Here is a 12,649-nt window from a genome sequence, read left to right as displayed (position 1 = left end):
GGGCTTCTCGGGCGAGACCCGAGGTGGCGGAGTCACTGGTCGGGGTGCTTCGTCAACATTCGCGGGCGATCGACGTGCGCGCATTCGATGTGAACGATCCGCTGGATGTCCTGCGCTACTCCGCCCGGTTCGGCCCATCGGCCGTCCGCGACGTGGAGGGCGAACTCGTGAGAGCCGAGATCGAGGCTGTTCGGTCGGCGGCACCCACACCGGCGGGGGCGAGGGCGTTGCGCGGTTGCGTCGCGAGCGGACGACTGGCAGCCATTGTCTCCAACAACGCGACCGAGGCCGTCCGCGAATACCTGACCGGCCACGGCCTGGCCGGCCTGGTGCACACGGTGATAGGCCGGCCCCACGGCGAACCGGATCGCATGAAGCCGAACGCCGAGCCCGTCGAGCGCGCCATGGAGGCACTCTCGGCGAAGCCGTCCGCCTCGGTGATGGTCGGGGATTCGCCGAGCGACATCGTCGCCGCCCAGGCCGCCGCGGCCTCGTGCATCGGTTTCGCCAACGCACCCTCGATGCGGCGCCGGCTCGCGGGCGCCGATGTGATCATCGAGAACATGGCCACGCTCGCCGCCGCGCTGGAGTCCAGCCCCATCGACTAGGGGCGAAACGCGTGGCGTTTTTGCGGCGGCCGCACCCTGAAGTCGGGAAACGCGCTGCCGTTCGTACGATCATGCGGATGAATCGAGTGTCGGGGACTCGTGGCATCAGGGTGGTTGGCTGGCGGCGGGCGTTAGCGCTGGGCTGCATGGCGGTGGCGGCCGCGGTGGTGGCGGGGGCGTGCTCGGCGGCGCCGATGCCGATCACTCCGCCGAAGGCGGCCAACCCGGACATCCGGACGGTGCCCAAGCCCACGAACTGTTCGGAGTCGCTGAGCGACGCGAACGGTGCGCAGCAGGCGCTGGACGTGGCCCAGCCCGGTGACCGGCTGTGCATCTACGGCCAGTATGTGCAGGGTGCGTCGCTGAAGCTGCAACGTTCCGGCACCCAGCAGGCGCCGATCCATCTGCTGTCCGACGGGTCGACGTTCGGCGGGCTGGAGATCCGGGGCGACAACGTCGTGGTGGAGGGGTTCAACACGAACGGCGGCAGCGGGATCAAGGCCAGGGGCACGAACGTCATCATCCGCAACAACGACGTGCGCGGGGCCGCCGACGACGGCATCCGGTGTGCGCCGTGCGTGGGCTCGGTGGTGGAGAACAACACGGTCAAGGACTCCGACGGCAGCGGCATCGTGATCTCCGGGCAGCGCGACGTGATGCGCGGCAACGACATCAGCGGCTCGCGGCGGCGGACGGCCACGGACGCGGACGGCGCCCGGTTCTTCGGGGTGAACCACCGCATCGAGAACAACAACGTGCACGACATCAGCCAGGCCGGTTACCCGGCGGGCCAGACGCCGCACACCGACTGCTTCCAGACCTTCGACAGCGACAGCCCGACCACGTACGGCGTCGTGATCCAGAACAACAAGTGCGTCAACGTGGACGCGCAGTGCCTGATCGCCAGCGGCACCGAGCGGCACAACGCCGGGGTGCCGGCGGGGGTGATCGCGATCCAGTTCGTGAACAACTACTGCCAGAGCGGGGCGTCGCAGGCGGTCAACCTGGAGGGGTACCCGAACGTGCTGGTCAAGGGGAACACGTTCTCCTCGAGGTACGAGGCGGCGGTGCTTGCGCAGGAGGGCGCGGTGGATGTTCGGGTCGCGGACAACATCCTGGTCGGGGACTTCCAGGCGTTCGACGTCGATGAGAAGTCCAAGAGCGGGTTCCAGGAGTCCAACAACCGGCGCAAGTGAGGTTCGTGGCGGGCTCGGGCGCGTTTCGGTGCACGGCGAGCGGGGCGCCAGTCCGCTGTTTCCGTAATCGAACGTGGACCGGCGCCGTGCCTCCATCGGTAGATAGATCGTTCTAGCAATTGATAGAACGTTCTATTGCGCAGGCGCAGGCGCAGGCGCAGGCAGGGACGGGGCCTGCGCCGCGGGCCAGGACGGCGTGGGACGGACGAGCCCCATGGATCCTCGTGAGGGCGGCGAGGCGGCGGTCGCGGCGGTAACGTTCTTCGCTATGTTGTCGTCTCAATCGCTGATACGGGCCGCGTCGTGAGCGAACTGTGCTGGGCCGATGCCGGTGAGCTGGCACGGCTGATCAGGGACGGTGAGGCGTCGGCGCGGGAGGTCGTGCAGGCGCACCTGGATCAGGTCGAGCGGGTCAACCCGGCGGTGAACGCGGTGGTCACCCTGGTCGCGGAGCGGGCGCTGGAGGAGGCGGACGAGGCCGACAAGCGGTGGTCGGCGCGCGCCGAGCCGCTGGGTCCGCTGCACGGGGTGCCGATCGCGCACAAGGACACCCACGACACCGGCGGGATCCGGACCACGTACGGCTCGCCGCTGCTGGCGGACAACGTGCCGGAGACGGACGAGCTGGTCATCGAGCGGCTGCGGCAGGCGGGCGCGATCACGATCGGCAAGACCAACGTGCCGGTGTTCGCGGCCGGCAGCCACACCGTCAACCCGGTGTTCGGGGCCACCCGCAACCCGTATGACCTGAACAGGTCGGCCGGCGGGAGCAGCGGGGGCGCGGCGGCGGCGTTGGCCTGCGGCATGCACCCGCTCGCGGACGGCAGCGACCTCGGCGGTTCGCTGCGCAACCCGGGGTCGTTCTGCAACGTGGTCGGCCTGCGGCCCTCGCCGGGGCGGGTGCCGAAGTGGCCGGATCCGCTGCCCTGGTCGCCGCTGGGCGTACAGGGGCCGATGGCGCGCACCGTGGCGGACGTGACGTTGGGGCTGTCCGTGATGGCCGGGCCGGACCCGAGGGCGCCCTCGGCGCTGTACCAGCGCGGGTCGGACGTGGCAGGCCCGCTGGCCGCCGACCTGACCGGGCTGCGGGTGGCCTGGGCGCCGGACCTGGGCGGCCGGGTGCCGGTGGACCCGGAGGTGAGCGAGGTGCTGGCGGCCGCGCCGGCGGTGTTCGCCGAGCTGGGCTGCGAGGTGGAGCCGGCCTGCCCGGACCTGACCGGCGCCGACGATGCCTTCCGCACCCTGCGCGCGTGGATGTTCGAGCTGGCGCACGGCGAGCAGGCCGCCGCGCACCCCGAGGCGTACAGCCCGCAGCTGCTGGAGAACATCGAGCACGGCCGGCGGCTCTCCGGCGCCGACGTGGCCCGCGCCGAGGCCGAGCACACCGCGATCTACCACCGGGTGCGGGAGTTCTTCACCGAGTACGACCTGCTGCTCGCCCCGGTCAGCCAGGTGCCGCCGTTCCCTGTCGAGTGGGACTGGCCCACCGAGGTGGCCGGCCGGCCGACGCCGCACTACCTGGACTGGATGGCGTCGTCATATTTGATAACAATAACGGGATGTCCGGCGGTATCGGTTCCGGCCGGGTTCACCCCCGGCGGACTGCCGATCGGCCTGCAGATCGTCGGCCCGCACCAGGGCGACCTGGCGATCCTGCGCGCCGGCCACGCGTTCGAGCAGGCCACCCGGTACGGCGAGCGCCGGCCCTCGGTGGCCCGGTGAGCACCGGGAGGTTGACATGATCCTGATCGTCCTGAAGGCCCAGATCCGGCCGGAGAAGCGCGACGAGTGGCTGGCCGGGATCAAGCGGTACACCGCCGACGTGCGCGGCGAGCCCGGCAACGTCTCGTTCGACTACTACGAGAACGCCGAGAAGCCCAACGAGTTCGCGATCGTCGAGACGTTCGCGGACGGCGACGCCGGGTCCGCGCACGTGGCCACCGAGCACGCCACGAACTTCTTCAAGTGGATGCCCAAGATGATCACCGAACGCCCAAAGATCAACTACCAAGCCCTGCCCGGCGAGGCCTGGTCCGACATGGCCGAGGTCTCCCCGGAGTGACCGTATAGGGGCGTTCGCACACCCACTTCGTACCCCGCACACGCGCTGAAGCCGTTGTGCTGGGTACGAACCGGGTGTGTGGCTAGATCACCGCCCAGAGGAGGCCGGCGGCGGCGAAGCCGACCACCGAGAGGATCGTCTCCAGGAGCGTCCAGGTTTTCAGGGTGTCCTTGACGGACATGTTGAAGTAGCGCGCGACGATCCAGAAGCCGCCGTCGTTGACGTGGCTGGCGATGATCGAGCCGGCGGATACGGCGATCACTATGAGCGCGATCTGGGCCTGCGAGTAGCCGCCGGCGGCCACCGAGGGGCCGATGATCCCGGCGGTGGTGACGATGGCGACGGTCGCGGAGCCCTGCGCCAGCCGCAGCGCGCAGCTGATCAGGTAGGCGGCCACGATCAGCGGCAGCCCGCCGGCGGTCAGCGACTTGGCCATCGCGTCGCCGACGCCGGTCGCGCGCAGCACCGCGCCGAAGAACGCGCCGGCGCCGATCACCAGCAGGATCATGCCGATCGGCTTGAGCGACTCGCCGGTGATCCGGCCCAGCTCGGTGACGGTGGTGCCGCGCCGGATGCCGAGCAGGTACATGGCCACCAGCACCGCGATGGTCAGCGCGATCGTCGGGTTGCCCAGGAAGAGCAGCACCGAGCGGGTCGTCGACCCGTCCGCCAGCGCGATGGTGGCCACGGTGGCGGCCAGGATCAGCACCATCGGCACCAGGACGATGAAGGCGATCAGCCCGACCGACGGCGGCCGGGTGCGGGCCAGCGTCGCCGTCCCCCCACCACCATCAGGGTTGCCGCCCGAACCGGCAGGCTCGGTGTCGATGCTCGTTCCGCTGGCGCTGCTCTCGACCACCATGTCGGCCGGCACTTCCACCATCGTCCGCCGCCCGATGAACGAGCCCCACCACACGCCCGCCACCAGCCAGGCCGGGATGCCGCAGGCCACGCCCATGATGATGATCCAGCCCAGGCTCACGTGCAGCAGCCCGGCGGCGGCCACCGGCCCGGGGTGCGGCGGCAGGAACGCGTGCGTCATGGACAGCCCGGCGAGCATCGGCATCGCGTAGAGCACCAGCGAGCGCCCGCCGCGCTTGGCCGCCACGTACACCAGCGGCGCGATCACGAACACGCCGATGTCGAAGAACACCGGGATGCCCAGGATCAGCCCGGTCACCCCCATCGCCAGCGGCGCGCCCTTGGGCCCGAACAGCGCGAGCAGCCGGCTGGTGAGCACGTCCGCCCCGCCGGAGCGCTCCAGCACCGCGCCGAGCACCGTACCCAGCCCGATGATCGGTGCCACGTGCCCGAGGATGCTGCCGAACCCGGTCTCCAGCAGCGAGGACGACGACTTGATCGGCGTCCCGACCAGGTCCGCGACCGACACCCCGCCGGCCAGCGCGACCAGCACGCTGACCACGATCAGCGCGATGAACGGCTCCACCTTGAACTTGATGATCAGCAACAGCAGGACGGCGACGCTCACAGCCGCCAGGGTGAGCAGCCCCGAGGCGTCGTGATGCAGCCAGTTGACGAACCCGCTCATCGGACGTCACCAGCCCCTCTACGGCGCAGCGCCCGTCCTGCCACGGCATCGGTCCGGCGGCCGTCGTCCATCGCGAACTCTCCGTTCACCAGCACGTAGGGGATGCCGGCCGCCGGGCTGCGGGGCCGGTCGTAGGTGGCGGTGTCGGCGACCGTGTCCGGGTCGAACAGCACCAGGTCAGCGGCGTAGCCAAGACGCACCAGGCCGCGGTCGCGCAGCCCCAGCCGGGCCGCCGCCCGCCCGGTGAGGTGCCCGACGCACTCCTCCAGCGAGAACAGCCCCAGCTCGCGGCAGTAGTGACCGAGGTAGCGCGGGAACGTCCCCCAGGCCCGAGGGTGCGGCTTCGCCCCCACCAGCAGGCCGTCGCTGCCGCCGGTGTGCCGGGCGTGGCGCATGATCGTCCGCACGTTCTCCTCGTGCCCGACGTGCTGCAGGATCCCGGTGCCCAGGTCGTCGCGGACCAGCAGGTCGACGAACACCTCGAACGGCTCCCGCCCGTCGCGCGCGGCCAGCTCGGCGACCGTGTGGCCGACCGCCCACGACAGCGACGACCGGGACACCCCGCTGATCTCGATGGTGTCCCACTCGGCGACCACGCCGTGGCAGCCGTCCGAGCCGTTCACCTCCAGGTCGGCCCGGATCCGCTCCAGCGCGGCCGGGTCGCGCAGCCGGGCCAGGGTGTCGTCCGGGCTGCCGGAGGTCGACCAGCTCGGGAGCACGGCGGACAGCGTCGTCGCGCCCGGCAGGTACGGGTAGGTGTCCAGGCTGATGTCCGCGCCGGCCGCGATCGCCTCGTCCAGCAACGAGACCAGCTCGCCGCCGCGCCCGGCGTTCGGCCCGAAGTTCATCACCGCGTGCGACAGGTGCAGCGGGCAGCGGGCGCGGGTGGTCAGGTCGATCATCTCGGCGTAGGCGTCCAGCGCGCCCTTGCCGTAGGAGCGGTGGTGCGGGGCGAAGAACCCGCCCAGCTCGCCGACCACCGTGCACAGCGCGACCAGCTCGGCGGAGTCGGCGTACATGCCGGGGGTGTAGGTCAGCCCGGCGGACATGCCGACGGCGCCCTCGGCCATCGCCGTGCGCAGCAGCCCGCACATCGCGGTGATGTCCGTGATCGTGGCCGGCACGTCCTCCCAGCCGCAGACCAGCGCGCGCAGCACCCCGTGCGGCACCAGGTACGCCCCGTTGCCGGCCGCGTCCGCGTCGATGCGGTCCAGGTAGCCCGCGACGGTGCGCCAGGTGAAGGCGTCCGGGCCGGGGTCGGAGTTCCAGCCGGCGATCTTGCGGCGGAGCACGGTCAGCGCGGCGTCGTCCACCGGGGCGTAGGACAGCCCGTCCTGGCCGAGCAGCTCGGTGGTGACGCCCTGGCTGAGCTTGGCCAGGTGCTCGGGGTCGAGCAGCAGCGCGAGGTCGGAGTGCGCGTGCATGTCGATGAAGCCGGGCGCGAGCGCGAGCCCGTCCGCGTCGATCACCCGGTCCGGCTCGGCGTCGGAGGGGGAGACGGACCCGATCGTCTCGATCCGGTCGCCGGCGACGAGCACGTCGGCGACGTAGCGCTCGGTCTCGGTGCCGTCGACGACGGTGGCGCGGCGGATGAGGGTCCGCATGATCGTTTAGAAGTACGTCCGGACGAGGTCCACGACCAGCGGATCCTCACCGTCGCCGTCGCGTGAGAGCACCGGGATCCACCGCCACTTGTCGAACGCCGTGCACGGGTGCGACAGCCCCAGGCGCACCACCTGCCCGACCCGTAACGGGGTGTCCGGACCCAGGCGGACGAACGCGTGCTGGTCGTTCACGGCGGTCACCTCGCCGGCCAGTGGGGTGGTCGGCGCGCCGAGGTCGTCGGCGACCAGTTGCGGGCGGGGCAGGCCCTCGTCGAACGGGACGTCCCGCTTGCCGACGTCCAGCAGCGCCAACCCCGGCTCCGGGCGCGACAGCACCCGCGCCCAGGCGTGCATCGCCGAGTGGAACGGCGAGGATCGGGCGAACGGCGAGATCCCGGAGTAGAAGCCGTCGTCGTGGATCAGGTACGCCCCCGAGCGCAGCAGCACCAGCGTGTCCGGCCCGGCCAGCGGCGCGAGCGCGTCGGTCACCTCGTCGAAGAACGAGCTGCCGCCGGCGGTGACCACCGCGACGTCCACCTCGTAACGCCCACCCTCACGCAGCGCGGTGTGCAGCTCGGCCAGCTCGCGCAGGTAGCGGCGGACGGCCTCCAGTGCGTCCGGTGACCGGTCGTGCGCCAGCGCACCCTCGTACCCGCACACCCCGCCGAGCACCAGGTACGGGCTCGCGTTCACCGCCTTCGCGACCGCGTGCGCGGCGTCGGCGTCCCGAGCCCCGGTCCGCCCACCGGGCGCGCCCAGCTCGACCAGCACCGTCAGCGGCCTTTCCACCCCCGTGGACGTCAACGCCGCGTCCATGGCGCCCACCGTGTCCACCGAGTCCACCCAGGTGTGCACCGTCAACCCCGGGTCGGCGCGCAGCGCGTCGGCCAGCTCGGCCAGCGCGCTCGGGTCCACCAGCTCGTTGGCCAGCTGCACGCTCGGCACCCCGAACCGCAGCGCCACCCGCAGCTGCGGCGCGTTGGCCACGGTGATGCCCCAGGCGCCGGCCCGCAACTGGCGGTCCCACAGCGCGGGGGCCATGGTGGTCTTGCCGTGCGGCGCCAGCCCCACCCCACGCTCCGCGCACCAGGAGGCCATCCGTGCCAGGTTCTCGTCCAGCGCGGACGCGTCCAGCGCGAGCAGCGGGGTGTGGAACTGGGATAGCCGGGGGCCGGCGGCCAGGAACTCCGCGACCGTCCGTCCCCGGGCGGAGGCGGGCAGCCCCTTCTCCAGCCCGGTCAGCCGGTGTTCGGACAGCTCGGCGAGCAGGCCGGGGTCGACCGCGCGCGTCCCGCTCATACGGCGTCCTTCCAGATCGCTCTGAGCAGTGTGATTGCACGCAGTGCAACGTTCATTGCACCGTGCGCTGTGACGGTTGTAGCATCGGCGCCCCGGGTCGTCAACGGCCGGGCGGAGAGGTGGCGATGAGCCAGAGCTTGGGCAGGGCGTTGCGGATCCTGGCCAGGTTGGGGGACGGGCCGGCGAGCCTGGACGAGCTGGCGGACGGCGTGGGTGTGCACAAGACGACGGTGTTGCGGATGTTGCGCACGCTGGGGTCCGAGCACTTCGTGTTCCGGGACCGCACGCACCGCTACCACCTGGGCGCGCGCATCCACGAGCTGTCCTCGCGCGGGCTGGACCAGCGCGAGGTCCGGGGCATCGCGCTGCCGCACCTGGCCGCGTTCAACCGCGAGCACGGCCGGACCACGCACCTGTCCGAGCTGCTCGGCGCGGAGATCGTCTACATCGACAAGCTGGAGTCGCACGACCACGTGCGGATGGCCTCCCGGGTCGGGCTGCGCGCCCCGGTGCACTGCACGGCGGCCGGCAAGGCGCTGGTGGCCTGGCTGCTGCCGGCCGAGCTGGACGCCGTGCTCGCGGCGCTCACGTTCGTACCCCGCACCCCGAACACGATCACGAACGCGGACGCCTTCCGCGCCGAGCTGGACCGGGTCCGGGCCCAGGGCTGGGCGCACGACGGCGAGGAGAACGAGCCGTCCATCAACTGCATCGCCGCGCCGGTCCGGGACGCCACCGGCCGGGCGGTGGCCGCCGTGTCGGTCTCGGTGCCGAATATCGTGATGAGCGACGAGCGGTTGCGAGAGCTGCTGCCGTCGCTGCTGGCCGTGACCGAGCGGATCTCCCGCGACTGCGGCTGGCGCCCCGTGACCGTGCGCGACCCCGTGAAAGGACACCCATGACCTCTTCGGCCGAGAAGACGGCAGTCACCTCCCCGGACGCCCCCGCCCCGCTGGCCGTGTACAGCCAGGCCGTGCGCAAGGGCGGGCTGCTCGCCGTGTCCGGCCAGGGCGCCGGGGACCCGAAGACGAACACCCTGGTCGGCGAGGGCGACGTCCGCGCGCAGACCCGCCAGACGCTGGAGAACGTCCGGGCCATCCTGGAGGCCGGCGGGTCGAGCGTGGACGACGTGATCATGATGCGGGTGTACCTGACCACCCGTGACGACTTCGCCGCGATGAACGAGGTCTACTCCGAGTTCCTCGCCGAGCACGTGAAGAGCGGCGTGCTGCCCAGCCGGACCACCGTGTTCGTCCAGCTCCCGCTGCCGCGGATGCTGGTGGAGATCGACGCGCTGGCGGTGCCCTCGGCCTGATCGGGCGTCCTAGAGATCCAGGGTCGCACCCACCCGGTCGCCGAGCGTGATGCCCGCGCGGGCTCGGGCCTTGGCCTTGCTGCGCACCAGCGCCTCGCGCGGACCCTTCGCGATGTCGGCGCACAGGTCCAGCCCGGCCTCGCGCAGCTCGGCGTCCGGGTGCACCGACCCGACCAGCCCCAGCTCGTGCGCCCGCCGCACGCCCAGCCGCCGCCCGGTGAGCGTGAGGTAGCGCGCCATCGAGCCGCCGACCAGGTCGTGCAGCGGCGAGAACACCGGGTCGATGAAGGCGTGCTCCGGGTGCGCGAACCAGGCCGACTCGCCGGCCACCCGCACGTCGCACATCGTCGCCAGGTCGAACCCGCCGCCCAGCGCCGGGCCGTTCACGATCGCCACCGTCGGCAGCGCGCACTCCAGCCAGGCGCGGTGGAACGCGTCCGAGGACTCCCAGAGCCGCCGCTTGGCGTCCTCGCCTGTGTTCGCCTCGAACTCGCCGAGGTCGAACCCCGCGCAGAAGTGCCGCCCCGCCCCGGTCACCGCGATGACGCGCACGTCCGGGTCGTCGACGAGGGTCGCGAGCGCGGCCGTCACCTCGTCGCGCAGCGAGATCGACAGCGCGTTGGCCGCGTCCGGGCGGTCCAGCACCATCAACGCCACCCCCGCGCGGGGACGTTCCTGCCGCAGCTCGCCCATGCCGTTCACGCTCCTCGCTTCGGACTATGACGGGTGTCATACTGGCTATGACGGGTGTCATAGTCAAGGAGAACGATGGACCACGCTCGTGACCGCATGATCCGCGCGGCCTCGGCGCTGTTCCGCGACCGGGGATACGTGGCCACCGGCTTCCGCGAGGTGGTCGAGCGCGCCGGGGCGGCCCGGGGCTCGATCTACCACCATTTCCCGCGCGGCAAACTGGAGCTGGCCGAGGAGGTGGTCCGCTGGGTGGGCGAGTCCGTGGCCGCGGTGCTGTCCGAGGACGTCGACCCGGTGCGGGCGGTCGGGGGGTTCGTTGACCTGGTCGCCGCCACGCTGGTGCGCGGTGAGCTGCGGCCCGGTTGTCCGGTCGCGGCCGTCGCGCAGGGCAGCGGACCGGACGAGTCGCGCCTGCGCGCCGCCGCGAACGAGGCCTTCGCCGCCTGGCAGGCCGCCCTGGGTTCGCGCCTGGAACGCGCCGGGCTCTCCGCCGAGCACGCCTCGGATCTGGCCACACTGGCCGTGGCCTCCGTGGAGGGCGCGCTCATCCTGTGCCGGGCTCGCGGCGATGACGAACCCCTGCGCCGGGTCGGCGCGCAATTAGAACGATCTATCCGTCAAGCGCTTGACGAAGCGTAACTGTCCGTTCGACGAGCCGTCATACCGTCCGTATCCGGGTTACCGCCCGGCCGCCGCCCCCGCCGCCCGCTCCACCCGCTCACGATGCTCCGCCCAGGCCGCCTCGTCGCCCGGCGCCATGTTGTCGCGGTCCCGGCGCAGCCCCACCGCGCCGTCGATGACCTCGCGGACGATGTCGGCGTGCCCGGCGTGCCGGTGCGTCTCGGCGGTGACGTGCACGAGCACGCGGTGCAGGGTGATCTCGGCGCGCTCGGGCGGCCAGTGCTCCACCCGGCCGACCGCGTCCAGCGCACACATCTCGATCGTCGCGTCCGCGTGCGCCCACGCCGCCCGGTACAGCCCGATGATCCACTCGCGCGGCTCGTCCTCGGTGGCCCACATGTCCACGTTCGGATCGGCCTCAAAGGCCTCGTCGGAGATCCACGACGGCAACGGTTCGTACGGACGCCCGAACGTCGGCCCGAAGTACCCCAGCTCGACCCCGATCAGGTGCTTGACCAGCCCCAACAGGTTCGTCCCCGTCCGCGTCAGCGGCCGCCGCACGTCATACTCGGACACCCCCTCCAGCTTCCACAGCATCGCCTCCCGCCCCGCCCGCAGGTACTCATGGAGGTCCCCCTTCGGATCCGTCATACCCCCACCCTCCCACCGCCGCCCACAGGGCCTCCGCACACCTTGCTGGGGTGCCGCACATGGTGCGGGGCGTGCGGAACCCCAGGTAGGTATGCGGCGGCGGTCACCGGAAGGCGGCGAAGGCGACGGCGGCGGCCCGGGCGATCAGCTTGTCGTCGTACGGGGCGTCGGGGGCCGGGCGGTCGGACAGCACGGCCAGCACGAGCGGCGCGCGGCCGGGCGGCCAGACGACGGCGATGTCGTTGCGGGTCGCGCGGCCGCCGGCGCCCGACTTGTCGCCGACCTGCCAGCCGGCGGGCGCCCCGGCCCGGATCAGGGTGGCGCCGGTGGTGTTGGCACGCAGCATGTCGGTGAGCAGCGCGCGGCGGTCCTCGGGCAGGGCGGTGCCGACGGTGAACGCCCGCAGGCTGCCGGCCAGGGCTCGCGGGGTGCTGGTGTCGCGGGGGTCGCCGGGGGAGACGTCGTTGAGCTCGGTCTCGAACCGGTCCGAGCGGGTGACGGTGTCGCCGAGGTCACGCAGCGCGGCGGTCAGGCCACCCGGCCCGCCCAGCTCGCGGAACAGCAGGTTCCCCGCGGTGTTGTCGCTGTAGCGGACCGCCGCGTCCATGGCCGCGCGCAGCGTCATGCCGGTGTCGACGTGCTGTTGGGTGATCGGCGAGTTGCTCTTCAGGTCGCTCCGCGCGTACCGGACCACCTTGTTCAGCCCGTCCAGCGGCACCCGCCGCAGGATCGCGCCGGCGGCGAGCGCCTTGAACGTGGACGCGTGGCCGAAGCGGTCGTCGGCGTGGTAGGCGACCTCCCGCCCGGTGCCGGTGTCCACCGCGTACACGCCGAGGCGCGCGCCGTACTCCCGTTCCAGGCCGCCGAACTCATCGGCAGCGACGGTGCGGGACGCGGGAGCGGGCGGGGCCGGGGCTTCGACGGAGCCGCAGCCGGACAGCGCGACGGCGAGCACACCGACCAGGGCGGCCGCCAGCGGTGAGATGCGTGGAATGGACACGCTCGCATCCTGGCCCGGCCCGCTCATGCCGTCCAAGACAGAAACGACCAG

Annotated in this window: 13 protein-coding genes; 7 read left to right on the top strand and 6 right to left on the bottom strand. The window is 72.0% G+C overall.

Annotated elements, in window-relative coordinates; translation table 11 throughout:
• Positions 1 to 23: 23 nt before the first annotated feature.
• The 4 genes from N912_RS56550 to N912_RS0134875 all read left to right on the top strand — a co-directional run bounded on the left by N912_RS56550 (position 24) and on the right by N912_RS0134875 (position 3,866).
• Complete coding sequence (locus tag N912_RS56550) at positions 24 to 608, top strand: HAD family hydrolase (RefSeq protein WP_084211475.1); 585 nt, start codon at positions 24 to 26, stop codon at positions 606 to 608.
• A gap of 77 nt (positions 609 to 685) precedes the next feature.
• Positions 686 to 1,804: a right-handed parallel beta-helix repeat-containing protein gene (locus N912_RS0134885; protein ID WP_156994235.1), complete on the top strand. Its 1,119-nt coding sequence runs from the start codon at positions 686 to 688 to the stop codon at positions 1,802 to 1,804.
• Between the two features lie 303 nt (positions 1,805 to 2,107).
• A complete protein-coding gene (locus N912_RS0134880; RefSeq protein WP_028926065.1) occupies positions 2,108 to 3,526 on the top strand; it encodes an amidase in 1,419 nt (472 codons plus the stop codon).
• A 16-nt stretch (positions 3,527 to 3,542) separates the two neighbouring features.
• Positions 3,543 to 3,866, top strand: a complete 324-nt coding sequence (locus N912_RS0134875; protein ID WP_028926064.1) for a putative quinol monooxygenase — start codon at positions 3,543 to 3,545, stop codon at positions 3,864 to 3,866.
• 82 nt (positions 3,867 to 3,948) lie between these two features.
• Here the strand turns inward: N912_RS0134875 and N912_RS0134870 are convergent, their stop codons facing one another.
• From N912_RS0134870 to N912_RS0134860, 3 genes are read right to left on the bottom strand one after another with little or no spacing between them, the layout of a single operon-like run.
• The gene (locus N912_RS0134870; protein ID WP_028926063.1) at positions 3,949 to 5,415 is read right to left on the bottom strand and encodes a GntP family permease; all 1,467 of its coding nucleotides are present in this window, start codon (positions 5,413 to 5,415) and stop codon (positions 3,949 to 3,951) included.
• On the bottom strand, positions 5,412 to 7,019 hold the full coding sequence (locus N912_RS0134865; protein WP_028926062.1) for an N-acyl-D-amino-acid deacylase family protein: 1,608 nt from the start codon (positions 7,017 to 7,019) through the stop codon (positions 5,412 to 5,414). The genes N912_RS0134870 and N912_RS0134865 overlap by 4 nt, the downstream gene beginning before the upstream one ends.
• Positions 7,020 to 7,025: 6 nt before the next feature.
• Positions 7,026 to 8,318, bottom strand: a complete 1,293-nt coding sequence (locus tag N912_RS0134860) for an alanine racemase (protein WP_028926061.1) — start codon at positions 8,316 to 8,318, stop codon at positions 7,026 to 7,028.
• Between the two features lie 125 nt (positions 8,319 to 8,443).
• On the opposite strand from N912_RS0134860, the gene N912_RS0134855 reads away from it, so the two are divergent.
• Together N912_RS0134855 and N912_RS0134850 are read left to right on the top strand one after the other, a co-directional pair.
• The gene (locus tag N912_RS0134855; protein ID WP_028926060.1) at positions 8,444 to 9,220 is read left to right on the top strand and encodes an IclR family transcriptional regulator; all 777 of its coding nucleotides are present in this window, start codon (positions 8,444 to 8,446) and stop codon (positions 9,218 to 9,220) included.
• Positions 9,217 to 9,633 carry a RidA family protein gene (locus N912_RS0134850; protein ID WP_028926059.1) on the top strand — a complete coding sequence of 139 codons (417 nt, stop codon included), beginning with the start codon at positions 9,217 to 9,219 and terminating at the stop codon, positions 9,631 to 9,633. The genes N912_RS0134855 and N912_RS0134850 overlap by 4 nt, the downstream gene beginning before the upstream one ends.
• 9 nt (positions 9,634 to 9,642) lie before the next feature.
• On the opposite strand, the gene N912_RS56545 is transcribed toward N912_RS0134850, so the two are convergent.
• Positions 9,643 to 10,326 (bottom strand): enoyl-CoA hydratase/isomerase family protein, encoded by a 684-nt coding sequence (locus N912_RS56545; RefSeq protein WP_051581222.1) that lies wholly within the window; start codon positions 10,324 to 10,326, stop codon positions 9,643 to 9,645.
• Between the two features lie 75 nt (positions 10,327 to 10,401).
• Here N912_RS56545 and N912_RS0134840 point away from each other — a divergent pair, with 75 nt between their 5' ends.
• Positions 10,402 to 10,965, top strand: a complete 564-nt coding sequence (locus N912_RS0134840) for a TetR/AcrR family transcriptional regulator (RefSeq protein ID WP_028926058.1) — start codon at positions 10,402 to 10,404, stop codon at positions 10,963 to 10,965.
• Between the two features lie 39 nt (positions 10,966 to 11,004).
• Here the strand turns inward: N912_RS0134840 and N912_RS0134835 are convergent, their stop codons facing one another.
• Both N912_RS0134835 and bla read right to left on the bottom strand, forming a co-directional pair.
• Positions 11,005 to 11,598 (bottom strand): DinB family protein, encoded by a 594-nt coding sequence (locus N912_RS0134835; protein ID WP_028926057.1) that lies wholly within the window; start codon positions 11,596 to 11,598, stop codon positions 11,005 to 11,007.
• A 103-nt stretch (positions 11,599 to 11,701) separates the two neighbouring features.
• Entirely contained in the window at positions 11,702 to 12,625 is a 924-nt protein-coding gene (gene bla, locus N912_RS0134830) for a class A beta-lactamase (RefSeq protein ID WP_051581221.1), read from the bottom strand.
• Positions 12,626 to 12,649: the final 24 nt, after the last annotated feature.

The sequence above is a fragment of the Actinospineispora acaciae DSM 45401 genome (assembly GCF_000620785.1).
In the GTDB taxonomy this organism is placed as follows: Bacteria; Actinomycetota; Actinomycetes; order Mycobacteriales; family Pseudonocardiaceae; genus Pseudonocardia; species Pseudonocardia acaciae.
Note: the sequence above shows the minus strand (reverse complement) of the source record. Positions and strands in the feature narration are given on the sequence as shown.

Coding starts and splice junctions, on each gene's coding strand:
- N912_RS0134885 (WP_156994235.1), top strand. CDS start 686: ATGAATCGAGTGTCGGGGACTCGTGGCATCAGGGTGGTTGGCTGGCGG.
- N912_RS0134870 (WP_028926063.1), bottom strand. CDS start 5,415: ATGAGCGGGTTCGTCAACTGGCTGCATCACGACGCCTCGGGGCTGCTC.
- N912_RS0134875 (WP_028926064.1), top strand. CDS start 3,543: ATGATCCTGATCGTCCTGAAGGCCCAGATCCGGCCGGAGAAGCGCGAC.
- N912_RS56545 (WP_051581222.1), bottom strand. CDS start 10,326: ATGGGCGAGCTGCGGCAGGAACGTCCCCGCGCGGGGGTGGCGTTGATG.
- N912_RS0134850 (WP_028926059.1), top strand. CDS start 9,217: ATGACCTCTTCGGCCGAGAAGACGGCAGTCACCTCCCCGGACGCCCCC.
- N912_RS0134855 (WP_028926060.1), top strand. CDS start 8,444: ATGAGCCAGAGCTTGGGCAGGGCGTTGCGGATCCTGGCCAGGTTGGGG.
- N912_RS0134840 (WP_028926058.1), top strand. CDS start 10,402: ATGGACCACGCTCGTGACCGCATGATCCGCGCGGCCTCGGCGCTGTTC.
- N912_RS0134865 (WP_028926062.1), bottom strand. CDS start 7,019: ATGCGGACCCTCATCCGCCGCGCCACCGTCGTCGACGGCACCGAGACC.
- N912_RS0134860 (WP_028926061.1), bottom strand. CDS start 8,318: ATGAGCGGGACGCGCGCGGTCGACCCCGGCCTGCTCGCCGAGCTGTCC.
- N912_RS0134835 (WP_028926057.1), bottom strand. CDS start 11,598: ATGACGGATCCGAAGGGGGACCTCCATGAGTACCTGCGGGCGGGGCGG.
- bla (WP_051581221.1), bottom strand. CDS start 12,625: ATGAGCGGGCCGGGCCAGGATGCGAGCGTGTCCATTCCACGCATCTCA.